The 16,334-nt window shown below is 55.6% G+C and carries 18 protein-coding genes; 2 read left to right on the top strand and 16 right to left on the bottom strand.

The features are described from left to right. Positions 1–26: 26 nt before the first annotated feature. From TR2A62_RS14860 to TR2A62_RS14845, 3 genes are all read right to left on the bottom strand, one after another. Complete coding sequence (locus TR2A62_RS14860) at positions 27–803, bottom strand: autoinducer binding domain-containing protein (protein WP_009160881.1); 777 nt, start codon at positions 801–803, stop codon at positions 27–29. 378 nt (positions 804–1,181) lie between these two features. Then, entirely contained in the window at positions 1,182–2,465 is a 1,284-nt protein-coding gene (gene ccrA, locus TR2A62_RS14850) for a crotonyl-CoA carboxylase/reductase (RefSeq protein ID WP_009159809.1), read from the bottom strand. Between the two features lie 121 nt (positions 2,466–2,586). Continuing rightward, positions 2,587–3,987 (bottom strand): 1-acyl-sn-glycerol-3-phosphate acyltransferase, encoded by a 1,401-nt coding sequence (locus tag TR2A62_RS14845; RefSeq protein ID WP_040821605.1) that lies wholly within the window; start codon positions 3,985–3,987, stop codon positions 2,587–2,589. Between the two features lie 213 nt (positions 3,988–4,200). On the opposite strand from TR2A62_RS14845, the gene TR2A62_RS14840 reads away from it, so the two are divergent. Continuing rightward, positions 4,201–6,168, top strand: coding sequence for a protein meaA (locus tag TR2A62_RS14840; protein WP_009160500.1), 1,968 nt, complete (start codon positions 4,201–4,203; stop codon positions 6,166–6,168). A gap of 25 nt (positions 6,169–6,193) precedes the next feature. Here TR2A62_RS14840 and TR2A62_RS14835 read toward each other — a convergent pair whose 3' ends face one another. Further along, entirely contained in the window at positions 6,194–6,712 is a 519-nt protein-coding gene (locus TR2A62_RS14835) for a DUF4329 domain-containing protein (protein ID WP_009159527.1), read from the bottom strand. Position 6,713: 1 nt separating this feature from the next. Then, positions 6,714–7,238, bottom strand: coding sequence for a DUF4329 domain-containing protein (locus TR2A62_RS14830; RefSeq protein WP_009159074.1), 525 nt, complete (start codon positions 7,236–7,238; stop codon positions 6,714–6,716). Between the two features lie 64 nt (positions 7,239–7,302). On the opposite strand from TR2A62_RS14830, the gene deoD reads away from it, so the two are divergent. Continuing rightward, positions 7,303–8,013 carry a purine-nucleoside phosphorylase gene (deoD, locus tag TR2A62_RS14825; protein ID WP_009160489.1) on the top strand — a complete coding sequence of 237 codons (711 nt, stop codon included), beginning with the start codon at positions 7,303–7,305 and terminating at the stop codon, positions 8,011–8,013. Here the strand turns inward: deoD and TR2A62_RS14820 are convergent. From TR2A62_RS14820 to TR2A62_RS14770, 11 genes are all read right to left on the bottom strand, one after another. Next, positions 8,010–8,873, bottom strand: coding sequence for a DUF1989 domain-containing protein (locus TR2A62_RS14820; protein WP_009157413.1), 864 nt, complete (start codon positions 8,871–8,873; stop codon positions 8,010–8,012). The two genes, deoD and TR2A62_RS14820, sit on opposite strands and share 4 nt — an antisense overlap. Before the next feature lie 101 nt (positions 8,874–8,974). Further along, the gene (locus tag TR2A62_RS14815) at positions 8,975–9,754 is read right to left on the bottom strand and encodes a succinate dehydrogenase iron-sulfur subunit (RefSeq protein ID WP_009159536.1); all 780 of its coding nucleotides are present in this window, start codon (positions 9,752–9,754) and stop codon (positions 8,975–8,977) included. 9 nt (positions 9,755–9,763) lie between these two features. Then, a complete protein-coding gene (locus TR2A62_RS14810; protein WP_009157302.1) occupies positions 9,764–10,525 on the bottom strand; it encodes a hypothetical protein in 762 nt (253 codons plus the stop codon). After that, entirely contained in the window at positions 10,522–11,247 is a 726-nt protein-coding gene (locus tag TR2A62_RS14805) for a hypothetical protein (protein WP_009160406.1), read from the bottom strand. The genes TR2A62_RS14810 and TR2A62_RS14805 overlap by 4 nt, the downstream gene beginning before the upstream one ends. Before the next feature lie 13 nt (positions 11,248–11,260). Further along, on the bottom strand, positions 11,261–11,575 hold the full coding sequence (locus tag TR2A62_RS14800; protein ID WP_009160217.1) for a hypothetical protein: 315 nt from the start codon (positions 11,573–11,575) through the stop codon (positions 11,261–11,263). Further along, positions 11,575–13,380, bottom strand: a complete 1,806-nt coding sequence (sdhA, locus tag TR2A62_RS14795; RefSeq protein ID WP_009159163.1) for a succinate dehydrogenase flavoprotein subunit — start codon at positions 13,378–13,380, stop codon at positions 11,575–11,577. Before sdhA ends, TR2A62_RS14800 begins: the two co-directional genes overlap by 1 nt. Before the next feature lie 25 nt (positions 13,381–13,405). Further along, entirely contained in the window at positions 13,406–13,777 is a 372-nt protein-coding gene (sdhD, locus tag TR2A62_RS14790) for a succinate dehydrogenase, hydrophobic membrane anchor protein (protein ID WP_009158580.1), read from the bottom strand. A gap of 11 nt (positions 13,778–13,788) precedes the next feature. Beyond that, on the bottom strand, positions 13,789–14,172 hold the full coding sequence (gene sdhC / locus TR2A62_RS14785) for a succinate dehydrogenase, cytochrome b556 subunit (protein WP_009157490.1): 384 nt from the start codon (positions 14,170–14,172) through the stop codon (positions 13,789–13,791). Positions 14,173–14,356: 184 nt separating this feature from the next. Continuing rightward, positions 14,357–15,085: a DUF4344 domain-containing metallopeptidase gene (locus TR2A62_RS14780; RefSeq protein ID WP_009159928.1), complete on the bottom strand. Its 729-nt coding sequence runs from the start codon at positions 15,083–15,085 to the stop codon at positions 14,357–14,359. An 18-nt stretch (positions 15,086–15,103) separates the two neighbouring features. Continuing rightward, positions 15,104–16,129 (bottom strand): MaoC family dehydratase, encoded by a 1,026-nt coding sequence (locus TR2A62_RS14775; RefSeq protein WP_009160857.1) that lies wholly within the window; start codon positions 16,127–16,129, stop codon positions 15,104–15,106. Then, positions 16,126–16,332, bottom strand: coding sequence for a DUF1737 domain-containing protein (locus TR2A62_RS14770; RefSeq protein ID WP_009157384.1), 207 nt, complete (start codon positions 16,330–16,332; stop codon positions 16,126–16,128). Before TR2A62_RS14770 ends, TR2A62_RS14775 begins: the two co-directional genes overlap by 4 nt. Positions 16,333–16,334 lie beyond the last annotated feature (2 nt).

Genomic DNA, 16,334 nt, shown 5'->3' with positions numbered 1-16,334 from the left:
TTCTTAACGAAACGGTGATGCGTCGTTCATTGTGGATCCGTCGTCGACTGTTGTCCAGGCCATCCGCCAGCCGCGTTTTTAGCAGCGCCACCGACGACAATTAGCCCGTGCGCCATGGCACGGGCCACAGCATGGGTTGTGTTCAACGCACCCAATTTGAACCGTGCACTTTCGATATAGGCACGCAGGGTGTGCTCGGAGATCGACAAAGTATTCGCCACTTGCGCACGCGAATATCCCATAGCAAGGAACGTCATTGCATCAACCTCGCGGGGGCTCAGACCCTTGGCCGCCTCGGGGACACGGTTTTTTTCAAACTCGAGCCCCTTTTGGTTGAACGTATGCGCAATCAGAATCAGATCCCGGCGGTTCGCCTCTGTCCAATTTGCCCACCAATCATCGTCGCAATTGTGAGATGCCGAAAACAACGCGAACTGCCCATTCGGCCCACGGATCGGGATGGAATAGCCTTGGATCCCGACACCTGCTTCTATTGCTTCGGCTTGGAACGTGCGTGCGGCCTTGGAAGACCAATCGAGCCGTTTCCAATCCACTGGGTGAAACCGCTGGAAGCAGCCAACCACGACCGGATCTATCCGCAAATAATCCTGTTCGACATAGCGTTGTACCCACGACCGATCATAGGTGCCACAGCCATACTGTTCACCATCGCTGGATACCCAGTGATAGACGATGTGATCGATTTTATAGAGGTCTCGCAGGTCTGAAATACTGTCCTGCAAATGGTTAAGCGATGTCGCTTGTTCCAGTTCTTCGATAAACGTCTCCAGCTTGCGCGTCATGACCACGTACGCCCTCGGGCGTTCCCTCATCCTGCGACGAAATCTCTGCGACCGCGACAAGGCTAGCATCAGCAAGTTGTTCAGCAAGGATGGGAAGTTCGTTTTGCTGCGCAAAGGCCTTAAGGTCCGCGAGGACGTCGAGTATCCAATTATGTCCCATGAGCGACTTTCTGCTTGAGTGGTTAACGAGCGGTTAACATAACACTACCACAAGGCGATGTTTTCGAACACTCGCTTATTACAGCCCCCCATTTATGGTGGGAGCCACTGCAACTAACCCTCTGGAAACGCTTAAGCAAAATTGTTACCAAAAAGTAAATCGCCCCGATCCTTCAGAATCGAGGCGATCAAAATACACGAATAACGTGCATAGTGCGTTTACTGTTGGGCGAGAACATCCTCGAACGAGCGCAGACCGGTTTGGGGCGACTGCACCAGCACCGACATGTTGCCTGGTTTGTGCTCGTTGCGCATCATTTTCATGTGCGCCTCTGGAATATCGTTCCATTCAAACACTTCGGACATGCAAGGATCTAACCGACGCTCCAGCATCAGTTTGTTCGCAGCACTTGCCTGTTTGAAATGGGCAAAGTGGCTCCCTTGTAGACGTTTTTGGTGCATCCACATGTACCGCACGTCTAGCGTCAGATTGAACCCCGACGTCCCCGCACAAATCACGACCATACCGCCCTTTTTGCAAACAAAGGTCGAGACTGGGAACGTCGCCTCGCCTGGGTGTTCGAATACCATGTCGACGTTGACGCCTTTGCCGGTGATGTCCCAGATCGCTTTGCCGAACTTGCGGGCTTCTTTGAACCATGCGGCATATTCTGGCGTGTTCACCGTGGGCATCTGACCCCAGCAATCAAAGTCGCGGCGATTGATGACACCTTTGGCGCCCAGCCCCATGACAAAGTCGCGCTTGCTCTCGTCAGAAATCACGCCGATTGCATTGGCACCAGCGGTATTGATCAACTGGATCGCATAGGACCCCAGACCGCCAGATGCACCCCAGACCAGAACGTTCTGACCGGGCTTTAGATCGTGCGGTTCGTGACCAAACAGCATCCGATATGCAGTGGCGAGTGTCAGCGTATAACAGGCAGCCTCTTCCCATGTCAGGTGCTTGGGGCGCGGCATCAGCTGCTGTGCCTGAACGTTTGTAAACTGAGCAAAAGAGCCGTCAGGCGTCTCGTAGCCCCAAATGCGCTGACTAGTAGAAAACATCGGATCGCCGCCGTTGCATTCTTCGTCGTCACCGTCGTCTTGGTTGCAGTGGATCACCACTTCGTCGCCAACCTTCCAACGCTTTACCTTGTCGCCAACGGCCCAAACGATGCCGGACGCATCGGAACCTGCGATGTGGTAGTCGGCACCGTGGCCGTCAAACGGACTGATAGGAACACCTAGGCCGGCCCAAACACCGTTATAGTTAACGCCTGCGGCCATGACCAAAACCAGTACTTCGTTGCTGTCCAGTTTTGGCGTGTCGACGACCTCGACCTCGAATGCCTTGTCCGGCTCGCCATGACGCTCACGGCGGATCGTCCATGCATACATCTGTGATGGGACGTGACCCATGGGAGGGACTTCGCCCATCTCATAGAGGTCTTTTTTCTCGGCGTTGTAAGAAACTTCTGCTGCATGCGTGTCGAGAGCCATGTGCGCCTCCATCCCGTAGGTTCAAAATCTCTGCCGCATCGCAGAATCGCAGCGGCCTAACCTTGAAATATTATTGCGCTCGCAACATAGCAACCCCATATTGGGGTATTTTGTAATTTAATTACCCTGCAATTGCAGAAATTTCTGCAGATTTCGCTGCAGTTGCATCCATCAGGTGCTCGATTGAGGCGCGGTAGTATTCCAAAACCGCGCGATCCACCTCATCGAATGTGATCGTATCACCGTCGCGTTTGATGATTTTCCGCCGCACGAGATCCGGCAATGTGTCAGGCACCAGCTGCGCGGCCGTACGACGTGGCAGGGCGGCCCCCTTGGCTGCGAGCTCGGTCAGCATCGCCTCGACATCTCTGACCAGTTGGACCTCGGATGCCACCGTCCCTTGGGCCAAAAGGCTCGTGGCAATCAGCGGGACAGGCACCACAGGAACAACAGCCCGGATGCGGTCCATCAATGCCTGCCCGATCTCTTCGGTCAGATCTTCACTGCGGCCTGCTGCAAAATCTTGGTAGGACATCGGCGTGCCAAAACTAACGGATGCGGCGCCCAGCTTGCGAAAGCGTCCAGTCAGGCGTTGACCAAGATACCGCAGGATGACCCCTGCGGCTTTGGTCAGCTTGACACCGAACCGGCGGTTGCCGTCTTGTCCGGCTTTGATCAACACGCGGTCTTCGATCACGTGGTCATAGTTAATCGCGACAGGGACAAAAATGACGTCGCGCCCTTCGGCCCCAAGCCCGCTGATCACGTAGTTCAACAGACCATATTTCGGCTCCATCGTCCGTCCAGTCAGTGACAATCCGCCTTCAGGAAAGAACGCTTGGGTCACACCATTTTCAGTGGCCATTTGCACATATCGCGCCAAAATCTTGCGGTAGAGGGTGCCGCGCGAACGCCGTCTGATAAAATAGGCACCCATCGCTTTGATGATCGCGGACAACGGCCAGACCCGCGCCCATTCGCCCACCGCATAAGACAGCGTGCTGGCCTGTGACACCAAATGGGTCACCAACACGTAATCCATGTTGCTGCGGTGGTTCATGACAAAGATCACTGTCGCGTCCGGATCAATCGCCAACAGCTCTTCGCGATCAAAATTACCCAGTCGCACACGGTAGAATGACCGCGAAAGCCATTTTGCGATCCGCATCCCAAAACTGAAATAAGCCGTGGCGGAAAATGATGGAACGATCTCGCGGGCATATTGGCGCGCCTGTTCGAACGCGACGTTCTCGGGCATGTCTTGATCCTCGGCATGCTCGACAATCGCGGCTGTGACCTCGGGATCATAGATGATCCGCTGGATCATGTCGTGTCTGCGCGCCAGCTTGAACGGCTCAATCGGCCGCGCCAGCCGCGTGTTCATTTGGGTGACGACACGTTCCATCCGTTTACGAAAGAACCAACGCACCGAGGGCAACAGAAAATGCGACAATGCCGTTACTGCCGCGAACAGCAGAATCAGGATCAATAACCAAAGGGGGATTTGCACATTCTGGGTCATCAGAAGGCAGATTAACCCATGGCAAAAGCATTGCACCCTTTTTCGCGGCAGCCGCGCGGGTTTGAAAAAACCGCGGCATCCTTGCCATTGCAGGGTCGTCGCGGTGTCATTCCGTAGAATTGCCGCAACGCAGCGAATTGACATCGCCATATTCTGTCCGATATTAGGTATCATACGAAATAAAATTACTCAACTGGATTCGGAGCCTACGAAATGCCGCAGCAGCAAAAAGATCGCCCTTGGTTGTTCCGGACCTATGCGGGTCACTCGACCGCGACGGCATCAAATGCTCTCTATCGTGGGAACTTGGCCAAGGGTCAGACGGGTCTATCGGTGGCATTCGATTTGCCAACCCAAACCGGATACGACAGCGATCATGAATTGGCCCGCGGCGAAGTTGGCAAGGTCGGTGTACCTGTCGCTCACTTGGGCGATATGCGCGCGCTGTTTGACGATATTCCGCTGGATCAGATGAACACCTCGATGACTATCAACGCGACGGCCCCATGGCTGTTGGCGCTGTATATCGCGGTAGCGGAAGAGCAGGGTGCCGATGTTTCGGCCCTACAGGGCACCGTTCAGAACGATATCATCAAAGAATACTTGTCACGTGGCACCTACATCTGCCCGCCTAAACCTTCACTGCGGATGATCACAGATGTGGCGGCCTACACCCGCGAACACCTGCCGAAATGGAACCCGATGAACGTGTGTTCCTACCATTTGCAAGAGGCCGGCGCCACGCCCGAGCAAGAGCTCGCCTTTGCACTAGCGACCGCGACAGCGGTGCTGGACGATCTGCGCGGCAAAGTACCAGCCGAACATTTCCCCGCTATGGTTGGGCGCATCAGCTTTTTCGTAAATGCGGGCATCCGCTTTGTGACCGAGATGTGCAAGATGCGCGCCTTTGTCGAACTGTGGGACGAAATCACCCGCGAACGCTACGGCGTCGAAGATCCCAAATTCCGCCGGTTCCGTTACGGTGTTCAGGTCAACAGTTTAGGACTGACGGAACAACAACCTGAAAACAACGTCTACCGCATCCTGATCGAAATGCTCGCGGTGACACTGTCAAAAAACGCACGTGCCCGCGCGGTGCAGTTGCCCGCTTGGAACGAAGCGCTCGGGTTGCCGCGCCCTTGGGATCAACAATGGTCCCTACGCATGCAGCAAATCATGGCGTTTGAAACTGATCTGTTGGAATACGACGATTTGTTCGATGGCAACCCAGCGGTAGACCGCAAAGTGGCCGAGCTAAAAGAAGGGGCGCGGTCAGAGCTCGCGCAGATCAACAGCATGGGCGGCGCGAACGAGGCGATTGAATACATGAAATCGCGATTGGTCGAGGCCAACGCGGATCGCATTGGCAATATCGAAATCGGCGACACCACCGTTGTTGGCGTCAACAAATTCACTCAGGCCGAAGAAAGCCCACTGACCGCAGGCGACGAAGCAATCATGGTCGCCGATGCCGACGCTGAGCGGGACCAGATTGAGCGGTTGACCGCATGGAAAGCGAGCCGCGATCAAGCCGCCGTGGATGTGGCGTTGGCCGAGGTCAGAGCAGCTGCGCAAACCGGAACCAACATCATGATCCCAACGATCAAAGCTGCCAAAGCAGGTGCGACCACCGGTGAATGGGGTGACGTGATCCGCGCAGCCTTTGGTCAATACCGCGCACCGACGGGTGTTTCAAAAAGCCAATCGAACCGCACCGAAGGTCTGGACGAAATCCGCGCGCGTGTGGATGCCGTCAGCGACCAGCTGGGGCGTCGGTTGAAATTCCTTGTCGGCAAGCCCGGGCTTGATGGCCACTCGAATGGGGCCGAACAGATTGCCGCCCGTGCGCGCGATTGCGGCATGGACATAACCTATGAAGGCATCCGGCTAACCCCCGACGAAATCGTCGAAGCTGCTCTGGCAGACGAAGCACATGTCGTCGGGCTGTCTATTCTATCGGGCAGCCACATCCCGTTGATTGAAAGCCTGATGGAAAAAATGCGCGCCCGGAACCTCGGACATGTTCCTGTGGTCGTAGGCGGCATTATTCCCGAAGACGACGCCGACCACCTGCGCGCAATGGGCGTCGCGCGGGTATACACGCCCAAGGATTTTGAGCTGAACCGCATCATGAATGATCTTGTCACTCTGGTTGAACCCACCGCGACTGCGGCAGAGTAAATCCCGCCTTCACAAACGGGGCTCGCTACTGGCTGATCCGTTCGACCAGATCATCATAGCTGTAGGATTGCGCGATTTGGCCGTCGATCCCAACAAAGAAGTTCGGATCCTGCTCTAGGCAACCAACACTGCAAATCTGCGACGCGACCATATCGGTGCTGTCGTTGTACCACAGCCGTCCACCGGGTGTCGCGACCCAGCCGTCAATGCCCTCTTCTTCGTCGCCTTCCATGTCAGCGCCACTGGGGATTTCGCCATAGTGCTCCTCGGAAGCCGCACCATGGGTGTGATAGGACGCAATGATTTCCATTTCGGCGGGTGGATCATCGGCAAGACAGCTGCTTTCGTCGCCACGCGCGGCATTGCTCGCCATTAGGTCACCGGCCGCATCATAGCCGATATAGCCGCAGAACTCGCGGTTCTCTTTGAAAGACAGCGGCTGCAATTGCGCGAACAAGCGCTTCACAAACTGAATTTCTGCATTGTCCTGTGCGACCAATGGGGTCGCCAAACAAATGGCCAGTCCCGTTGCAACAATCTTCATCTCATCCGCCCCCCAACAACTTGCGCAGTTGTTTATAGGTGTACATTTGCTTGATTTCGCCATCCGAGCCGCGTTGGAAATTTGGATCAGCCGGCAAACATCCCGCGCTACAAATTTGATAGGTCAGCATTTGGCGATAATCAACAAACCAGAGCCGTCCGCCGGGTGTTGCGACATACCCGTCCATCTCTTGCTCACGGTCGCTTTCCATGTCCTGAGTGCTGGGAACCTCGCCGAAATAGTCGGGATCCCACGCCGCATGGGTATGGTATGACGCCACAACCCGAAGCTTTTCCGGTGCCTCGGACCAGCAAGACGCACGACCACCCGCCACCGCAATCGTCGCACGAATGGTGCCGCGCGGATCATATCCAATGTAGCCACAGTATTCGATATTGTCGTTGACTGACCGGCGTTGCAGATCTTGCATAAAGGTTTTGACCAGCGTCACCTCGACCTTGTCCGGCGCGGCAATGGCCCCAGATGCGGCCAATACAGCCCCTATCAAAATCATCCCAAACCGCATGGCGCCTCTCTCCGACTACGCATAGACTATGCTGAACTATGGCGCGAACACAGGAGCATATCCAATGACAATTCATATCGGTGCGGAAAAGGGCGAAATTGCAGAAACCGTTTTGATGCCAGGAGACCCCCTGCGCGCCAAATGGGCCGCCGAGACATTCCTGACCGATGCGGTCTGCGTCAACAAAGTCCGCGGCATGTACGGCTATACAGGCACATGGAACGGGCACCGCGTCACGATCCAAGGATCCGGTATGGGAATGCCGAGCCTTTCGATCTACGCAAACGAGTTGATCAAGGACTACGACGTTCAAACCTTGATTCGAATTGGATCAACCGGTGCCATGCAGAAACATGTGGGCATTCGTGATGTGATTCTCGCCCAAACGGCGAGCAGTCTCTCGACACCGTCCATCGGGATGTTCCGCGAGCTGAACTTTGCTCCCTGCGCAGATTTTGACCTGTTGCACCGCGCCTATCACGCAGCCATGTCGCTTGATGTCAAAACCCACATTGGCGGCATTTATTCAGCGGATGTCTTTTATGACGAACGCCCCGATCTCAACGAGCAGATGACGCGCCACGGCATCCTTGGCGTCGAAATGGAGGCTGCCGAACTTTACAATCTAGCTGCTCGGTATGGTCGTCGCGCGTTGGCTGTTCTGACCGTCTCGGACCATCTGGTCACTGGCGAAGCTCTGCCCGCCCAAGATCGCGAAAGCTCGTTCGGTGACATGGTGGATATTGCGCTGACGGCAGCCTTCGCAGCCCCCTAACGCCCGTGCGTGCGATCATAGGCGTTGGGCTTGGACGGGCCCCAATCGCCCATCACCCTATCGCGCGGCTTGAACACTTGGATCACCAACGGATGGCACTGTGCGGTGTCGCTGGAATGCGTCGTGCTACAGTCGCCACCGGGGCAGGCACTAATGCCCACGACCAGATCCATTTCCGCCAAGAAATCTAGGTGATCGCCGGGTCGCACGGGGCTTGCCTTCATAAAGTACTGGCCCGTGTCCCGCATAAAGCCAGTGCACATAAATACGTTCAGCACATCATGCACCAGCGGCTCTGCATCCTTTAGACTGAGCCCTGTATGATCTGCTAAACCGCGCGTCAGGTTCGAATGACAACAGTGATGGTACTGCCCACCCGACAACAACGTGTTGGTATAAGGGTCGCAGCGCGTGCCGATCACATCGTGGACCGAGCCGCCAAATTCATCAAAGCCATACCAATCCAGCGTATCGTGAATGACCGTCGCCATTGGCCGCATTGTCGGAAAGCTCGACCACATTTGGTCACCAGTGCTTAGGTGTGTGCCGTGCAAAGCCCTTGTTTTTCCTGAATAGAACCGCTCGCTGAGATCTGCCGCATTCCACAGGTTCAGATCGCCAACCTGCGGGCCATCGACGCTAAGAATACGAAAAACATGGCCTGCGGGAACCGTGGCAAAGCCAGCCTCGCGCGGGGCGGCTACGACTTCATCCACTTGGATCATCCCGTCCAAGACATCAGCGAACCAGTCCATTTTTGGCGCTGGCAGACTGTCAGGCGGGTAGCAAACGACAGGGACGATTTTCAGACGCGCTTCGGCGTCATCGGGGCGGGGCGTTTGCGGGGTATCTAATTTCATACCCTACCCAACCCCAACCCCATACAAAAGAAAAGGCCCTGCATCTGCAGGGCCCTGTTCAAGGTTTCTGGCAAAAGGCTGGGGGCAAGCCCCCCCGCCTGTTAAACCGTACGCTCGACCATCATCTTTTTGACCTCGGCGATCGCCTTGGCAGGGTTCAAACCCTTGGGACAGGTCTTGGCGCAGTTCATGATCGTGTGGCAGCGATACAGTTTGAAGGGGTCTTCCAACTCGTCCAAACGCTCGCCTGTTGCCTCGTCGCGGCTGTCGATAATCCAACGGTAGGCGTGCAACAACGCGGCTGGCCCCAAATACCGATCACCATTCCACCAATAAGATGGGCAGGACGTAGAGCAGCACGCACACATCACACATTCGTACAGGCCATCCAGTTTTTCGCGATCCTCGACCGACTGCTTCCACTCTTTTGCGGGGCGGTTGGTCTTGGTCTCAAGCCACGGCATAATACTGGCGTGCTGAGCATAAAAATGCGTCAGGTCAGGGATCAAATCCTTGACGACTGGCATGTGCGGCAGCGGGTAGATTTTGACGTCGCCGGTCACATCATCGAGACCGTAGAGACAGGCCAAAGTATTGATCCCGCCGATGTTCATCGCGCAAGATCCGCAAATTCCCTCGCGGCAGGACCGGCGGAACGTCAGCGTCGGATCAATCTCGGATTTGATCTTGATCAAGGCATCCAACATCATCGGGCCGCAGGTGTCTATATCAACAAAATAGGTGTCGACCTGCGGATTTTTCCCGTCATCTGGGTTCCAACGATAGATGTGGAACGTCCGCAGATTCGTGGCACCCTCTGGCTTGGGCCATGTCTTGCCGGTTTTCATCCGGCTGTTCTTAGGAAGCGTCAGTTGAACCATATCTGTTTTCTATCTCTCAGCATCAGGTGTGACAGGAGCCCCGCGTCCGAGAACCTTGAACGCATAGGTCCAAATTTCCTCTGACACATGGGGGTGATTTTTACGGGTAAACCCATTGAAAATAGTCTCTTCAAAGCGGACTTCCCCGAGCCAGCCCTCAACCTTGGGCAGGGCCAAAGGGCGGATGTCATGTTCAAAACACCACCGCGCAAGACGCACATCGACGAATTTTTGGCTGCCTGCCATGAATTCGTAGGGTGGGAAATCCGCGCCACGCATGATCGCAGCATTGGTGGCGATTTGGTCCACCACTGTCGGCTGTTCCAACGTCTCGTAGAACCGGAATGGCGCACGGTAGTCAGCGATTTTGACATCCGCATAGCGCACCCAAGCAATCAGCTTTTTGGGGCTCAGTGAAAACGACGGTTTCATATAGAGCGACGCATGATAGCCGCCCATAAACCCTGAAGGTCCAAGCGCCGTCAGCGACGCGACAGAGCGTTCGACGAAATCAGCGGGATAAATCAGGTCGTCGTCGATCATGAACACAAAGTCAGCATCCGAGACATTGGGATAGAATTTTCCAACGTCTTTGGTGTCTTCATGCGGGATGATTTGTTTGACGTTTGGGATGTCTACCAATTCGGGCAGTTCGGCATCGTATTGGTTCAATACAACGTTCAGCTGGTCGACCTGTGGCGCGATCGCTTGGACGACGGGCAGCAGGTTCTCGCGGCGCGGTGGATAGGTTGCGAGGTTTGCAATAATCATGCCCAGCCTCCAGCGGCATCATAACCCAATTGAGACATCAGCTTGGGATCCAGCCGTGCGTTTACATACGCAACGTCATCTTGCGAGTAGTCGTTCATAAATGTTTTGGCCTCAAACCCTGCTTTGTCAAACCCTTGGGTCTTGTCCGTCGCCGCACGTCGGCCTGCTTTGTTCCGGTCCAGCTTGGCCTCTGGCAAGACCGCTGCAGCCGTTTGGCGCAAACCCAAACCTTGGCAAACCTGTTTCAATTGCTGTTCGGCGTCCTGCACCAGATCCTCAAGCCGTACAGTCACGGCCCGAAAGAATGCAGCCGGCAAGGTCGTAAAGTTCCAATAGAGCGCATTCCAATAATCAATCGGAGTCGCGAACCACTGTTGTGCCGAACGTCCCTCGCGCACGTCGGTGATAACAAAGGGGCTACGCAGGAACGCGGCCCAATCTGTCGGCGCTAAAATGTTGCGGTCGGCTTTGACGTGATAGCTGTGCATCGAGCGGATCAGCGCAAACGGATTCTTGACCACCGTCATGACATTAACCTTGCGTACCAGTCTGTTGCGGCTCTCGGGGATGACCGGATAGGGCGCATGTTTCCAACCCACCCGATCATAGCGGACACGCGCATTTGTGCTGTTTTGGACCAAATAATGACCCAAATTTGTGCCCGAGCGAAACGCTCCGACAACAGCCACACGTGGCGCCAAGGGTGAGCCGAACGCGATCATCTGGATACAGAATTCACAGCAGCGCGCCCGTGTCGTTCAACACCAAGCATTTGAGCGTCTCTGGCCGCTTGCCAATGTTCAGCACCATCGTGACCGTGCTGTCATCCACACCCGTCACTGCAGCTCTGGCGATATCAACGATCTCGCCGCGGCTGGCATTGTCGATAAAGCAGTTCGTCACAGGGGCCGGATCCACACCAGGGAAACGGTCTGTGATCACGCCGTTGATCACGGTATCAGCGGTTTGACGAACTTCACGGTCCAACGCGTCATTGGCCACGTCGCAGCCAATCAAAGCGAAGGCCGCGATGATCGCAAGCGCGCGCATCAGTACACCCGTGCCTTTGGTGCGATCTTTTTCAGATCAATGCCGCCTTCGTCCTCGGTCGTCAGAGGATCGAGGTGCACAGGCCGTGTTTTGAGTGTCGTTTTGGCACCCTCAACATAAGCGAGACTGTGCACGCGCCAGTTTTTGTCATCGCGCTCTGAGTAATCCTCGTGAGCGTGTGCGCCGCGGCTTTCTTTGCGCGCCTCAGCACCAACAATCGTGGCCAAAGCATTTGGCATCAGGTTGGTCAGTTCGAGCGTTTCCATCAGGTCACTGTTCCAAACCAATGACTTGTCGGTCACATGCAGGTCGCTCATCTTTTCAGCGACGGCCTCCATCTTGGTGACACCTTCGGCCAGTGTTTTGTCTGTGCGGAACACAGCAGCATCGGCCTGCATCGTCTTTTGCATCTCAAGCCGCAGCTCGGCTGTACCAGTGCCGCCATTCGCGTGACGTAGTCCGTCGAACCGGTCAAATGCCGCATCGATGCTGGCTTGGTTCAGTGTCGGGTTTGGTGCCTCTGCATCCACAACCTGCCCCGCCTTGATCGCGGCCGCACGGCCAAAGACCACAAGGTCGATCAAGCTGTTCGAACCCAGACGGTTCGCGCCATGAACAGAGGCGCATCCAGCTTCGCCCACGGCCATCAGGCCCGGACATACCGCATCAGAGTCATCCGCTGTTGGGTTCAAAACTTCGCCCCAATAGTTGGTCGGGATTCCACCCATGTTGTAGTGCACGGTCGGCAGAACCGGGATCGGCTCTTTGGTGACATCAACGCCCGCGAAAATCCGCGCGCTCTCGGAAATGCCGGGCAAGCGCAGGTTCAACGCCTCGGCGGGCAAGTGGTTGAGGTGCAGGTGAATGTGGTCACTGTCTGTACCGACACCGCGGCCCTCGCGAATTTCCATCGTCATACAGCGCGACACAACATCCCGCGATGCGAGATCTTTGTAGGTCGGTGCATAGCGTTCCATGAACCGCTCGCCTTCGGAGTTGGTCAAATAACCACCCTCGCCGCGCGCACCTTCGGTGATCAGACACCCAGCGCCGTAAATGCCGGTCGGGTGAAACTGAACGAATTCCATGTCCTGCAAAGGCAGACCCTGACGTGCAGCCATACCGCCACCATCACCCGTACAGGTGTGGGCAGATGTCGCGCTGAAATACGCGCGGCCATAGCCACCCGTCGCCAGCACAACCATTTTGGCGTTGAACACGTGCATGGTGCCATCGTCGAGTTTCCAACAGACAACGCCCTGGCACTGGCCGTCCTCGGACATGATCAGATCGATGGCAAAATATTCGATGTAGAATTCTGCGTTGTTCTTAAGCGACTGACCATAGAGCGTGTGCAGGATCGCGTGGCCGGTCCGGTCGGCCGCGGCACAGGTCCGCTGTACGGGTGGGCCTTCACCAAATTCTGTAGTGTGGCCACCAAAGGGACGCTGGTAAATCTCGCCCTTTTCCGTCCGTGAGAACGGCACGCCATAGTGCTCTAGCTCGTAAACCGCCTTGGGCGCTTCGCGGGCGAGGTATTCCATCGCATCCGTATCACCCAGCCAGTCCGACCCTTTGACGGTGTCATACATGTGCCACTGCCAATGGTCAGGACCCATGTTCGACAACGACGCCGCGATGCCGCCCTGTGCCGCCACAGTGTGCGAACGGGTCGGGAAAACCTTGGTTACACAGGCTGTGCGCAACCCTTGTTCGGCCATGCCCAATGTCGCACGCAAACCTGCGCCACCGGCACCAACAACAACCACGTCATAGTCGTGGGTTTCATATTCATATGCAGCCATCAGGTTGCTCCGATTTCAAAAGGGGTCAAATAGCCAGCCGCGCGATGGCAAATACGCCCGCAGCAGCCGCTCCGTAGGACAGAATGATCATCGCGATGATTGCGATCTTGCGGGCAACGCCGTGGACGTAGTCCTCGATCAGCACCTGCACACCGCTCTTAAAGTGCATAAAGCCAACCCAGAGCGTCAGTACTGCGATCACTGCAGGTACGGGGCGACTATAGTAGGCGATCACCTCTTCGTAGGTGCCGCCCAATGCGGCCCCAAAGGTAAAGATAAACAGCGGGACGAGGATCAAGAGAGCAGCCGAGCTGACCATCATGCTCCAATGGTGTTCAGTGCCTTGCTTGGCCGAGCCCATGCCAGCGGCGCGTTTACGGTCTGTGAGAAATGCCATGATCCCGCTCCTTACAACACGATGACGGTGAGTACGGTCAACAGCAGCGATCCAATGATCATTGCGTATCCCATGTTATAGGCCGATTGCAGATCCAGCCCATATCCCATGTCCCAGATCAGGTGACGCAGGCCACCCAACAGGTGGTACCAGATCGCCCAAGTCGAGGCGAAAAAAACCAAATCCCCAAACCAGCTGCGCAAAAATCCGTCTGCGGTTGCAAACGCCTCAGGCCCTGTGGCCGCGGCGACAAACCACCACACAATCATCAACGCCGCGATCAACAAGGCATTGCCCGTCAATCGCACAAAAATAGAGGTCATCGAGGTCATCTGAGGGCGATAAATCGTCAGATGCGGCGAAAGCGGGCGATTGCCCCGGTTCACATCGGCCATATTCGGTTCCTTCGGCTTGGCTTTGCTCACGCATAGCTTTGTCCTGTTAATGACCGATGTACGACTGAGAGTCACGCCTAGCCACACCCCAATCCTGTGGTTTTTTGGCGCGGGTCACAGGTAAATGACACCTTGTGATCACAGAAAATATCTGTGTGATCACAAAACTTAGTGCAAGACGTAATCACATGTTGTCAAAGACCAGACCCAAACTTTCTTCGAATTCGGTACACATCGTGATCGATTGATCATTTGGATCATAATAGGCGTTTGCCTCTCCGCAGCTTTCGATCCGGACGGGCAAGGGGTTCTCTAACGCAAAGGTTCTGTTCATCGCCTCTAGCTCTTCGGTGATCGTCAGCTTGGTAATCGGCGCACTTTCGTCGCGCACATCTAGGTCAAAGCTCACTGCGCCCTCTTCCGAAGCAATATCTGCCAAAGCATTGCCCCAGCTAAAGTCTGCTTGCATGAACTCTTCTTCGCAGCCTTCAGCCCGTTCTTCTGGCAGACCCATCAAGTCAATCATATCCGAACGCTCATCAGGATTGCCGCCATAGAAAACGCAGATCGTGTTAAAGTACCGCTGTTCGCTGGCACCGTGCGAATCCCAGTAAGGGGCATCATCGCTCTTGGCCTCTTGGACCGCGTCCGCATAGAACGCTTTGGCAGCAGACATCACCATCTGGATGGCCGTTTCTTCTTCGTAAAGCGAATGCATCAACATCACAGACGCCACATCTGCTGCATCTTCTTTCTGACCAAAGATCGGCAAGTCGCGCACATCGATCAACGCATGACCGAATTCGTTATAGAAAATGGCAAGGATATTATCGCGGATGAACTCTTCGCGGTCTTGCGCCACGACACCTGTTGCGACCAACGCCAAACCGGCCGCCAAGATCATCGATTTCATGTCACGCACTCCCAAAATTTATTTGGGCATAAAGGCCCAATAGTCGAGATCGAGCAAGACATCGCCGTGATACTTGCCCTCTTCGGTTTTTAGGACGCCAGCGTCACCTCGTGTCGCCACAAGCCGTAGACGGATCGCTCCGACGCTCGGTTCGGACGTATCAGCCACATCCAACACCTCAGACCACGCACGCACCGTATCACCAGCAAGACATGGGTTGGCATGGGCGCCGCTGTTGATTGCTGCGATCATCTGCGCATTGGCTAGCCCGTTGAACGACAGCGCACGCGCCATCGAAATCACGTGCCCGCCATAGATCAGCCTCGTCCCGTCTGGACGCGCGGTCGCATCGAAATGCACCTTGGCCGTGTTCTGCCACAGACGCGTGGCCATCATATGCTCAGCTTCTTCGATCGTGACACCGTCGACGTGGTCGATAATCTCGCCGACCTGATAATCGCCCATTCGGTGCGGCTCTCCCGCCAGATCAAAGTCATAATTGTCGAAATTCAGACCCTTTGGCAGAACAAGATCATCGGCAATAACAACAGCCGCCAGATCGGGGATCACAGTGGCTGGCGCGGGCGCATCAACGTCCCGTTTGCGCACCATAACCCAACGCACATAGCTCATGACCTCTTGGTCATGCTGGTTCAAACCGCGCGTCCGTACCCAGACCACACCGCTTTTGCCGTTCGAGTTTTGCTTGACCCCAATCACGTCCGAGACGGACCGCAATGTATCACCGGGCCAGACCTGTGCTTTGAAGACGCCTTCGGCATAGCCAAGGTTGGCGACGGCATTCAGCGACACATCAGGCACCGTTTTGCCAAACACGACGTGAAACCCGATCAGATCATCCAGAGGGCTAAACGGCAGACCACAGCTTTGGGCGAATTGGTCCGACGAATAGAGAGCATGCCGCGCGGGATATAGCATATGGTACAACGCCCGTTCGCCCATCTTTACCGTGCGCGACACCGCATGTTTGATTTCCTGACCAACGCTGTAGTCCTCGAAAAATCGGCCAGCATTGGTCTTCATTGTTGGCCCAGCTTCATTTCCGGCGCGTATTCGGCATCAACATTTTTGATAATAGCTTGGCCGCAACGCATCACGCCGTTGGCCGCATCAAACGCATAGGTCGGATCGCCATACAGCGTCCAACCCTTGGCCAAGGCATCGCTGACCTTGTGGCAAAAGGCGGATGTGTCCTCTTCGGTCAACAACCGGTAAATCGTGCTCATGC

It is taken from the genome of Thalassobium sp. R2A62 (assembly GCF_000161835.1).
Classification (GTDB): domain Bacteria; phylum Pseudomonadota; class Alphaproteobacteria; order Rhodobacterales; family Rhodobacteraceae; genus Thalassobium.
The sequence above is the reverse complement of the archived record's forward strand: the minus strand, read 5'-3'. Positions and strand labels throughout refer to the sequence as shown.

What these genes read in the sequence shown, in the direction of transcription:
- TR2A62_RS14860 (WP_009160881.1), bottom strand. Translation starts at nt 803, where the DNA reads ATGACGCGCAAGCTGGAGACGTTTATCGAAGAACTGGAACAAGCGACA.
- ccrA (WP_009159809.1), bottom strand. Translation starts at nt 2,465, where the DNA reads ATGGCTCTCGACACGCATGCAGCAGAAGTTTCTTACAACGCCGAGAAA.
- TR2A62_RS14845 (WP_040821605.1), bottom strand. Translation starts at nt 3,987, where the DNA reads ATGACCCAGAATGTGCAAATCCCCCTTTGGTTATTGATCCTGATTCTG.
- TR2A62_RS14840 (WP_009160500.1), top strand. Translation starts at nt 4,201, where the DNA reads ATGCCGCAGCAGCAAAAAGATCGCCCTTGGTTGTTCCGGACCTATGCG.
- TR2A62_RS14835 (WP_009159527.1), bottom strand. Translation starts at nt 6,712, where the DNA reads ATGAAGATTGTTGCAACGGGACTGGCCATTTGTTTGGCGACCCCATTG.
- TR2A62_RS14830 (WP_009159074.1), bottom strand. Translation starts at nt 7,238, where the DNA reads ATGCGGTTTGGGATGATTTTGATAGGGGCTGTATTGGCCGCATCTGGG.
- deoD (WP_009160489.1), top strand. Translation starts at nt 7,303, where the DNA reads ATGACAATTCATATCGGTGCGGAAAAGGGCGAAATTGCAGAAACCGTT.
- TR2A62_RS14820 (WP_009157413.1), bottom strand. Translation starts at nt 8,873, where the DNA reads ATGAAATTAGATACCCCGCAAACGCCCCGCCCCGATGACGCCGAAGCG.
- TR2A62_RS14815 (WP_009159536.1), bottom strand. Translation starts at nt 9,754, where the DNA reads ATGGTTCAACTGACGCTTCCTAAGAACAGCCGGATGAAAACCGGCAAG.
- TR2A62_RS14810 (WP_009157302.1), bottom strand. Translation starts at nt 10,525, where the DNA reads ATGATTATTGCAAACCTCGCAACCTATCCACCGCGCCGCGAGAACCTG.
- TR2A62_RS14805 (WP_009160406.1), bottom strand. Translation starts at nt 11,247, where the DNA reads ATGATCGCGTTCGGCTCACCCTTGGCGCCACGTGTGGCTGTTGTCGGA.
- TR2A62_RS14800 (WP_009160217.1), bottom strand. Translation starts at nt 11,575, where the DNA reads ATGCGCGCGCTTGCGATCATCGCGGCCTTCGCTTTGATTGGCTGCGAC.
- sdhA (WP_009159163.1), bottom strand. Translation starts at nt 13,380, where the DNA reads ATGGCTGCATATGAATATGAAACCCACGACTATGACGTGGTTGTTGTT.
- sdhD (WP_009158580.1), bottom strand. Translation starts at nt 13,777, where the DNA reads ATGGCATTTCTCACAGACCGTAAACGCGCCGCTGGCATGGGCTCGGCC.
- sdhC (WP_009157490.1), bottom strand. Translation starts at nt 14,172, where the DNA reads ATGGCCGATGTGAACCGGGGCAATCGCCCGCTTTCGCCGCATCTGACG.
- TR2A62_RS14780 (WP_009159928.1), bottom strand. Translation starts at nt 15,085, where the DNA reads ATGAAATCGATGATCTTGGCGGCCGGTTTGGCGTTGGTCGCAACAGGT.
- TR2A62_RS14775 (WP_009160857.1), bottom strand. Translation starts at nt 16,129, where the DNA reads ATGAAGACCAATGCTGGCCGATTTTTCGAGGACTACAGCGTTGGTCAG.
- TR2A62_RS14770 (WP_009157384.1), bottom strand. Translation starts at nt 16,332, where the DNA reads ATGAGCACGATTTACCGGTTGTTGACCGAAGAGGACACATCCGCCTTT.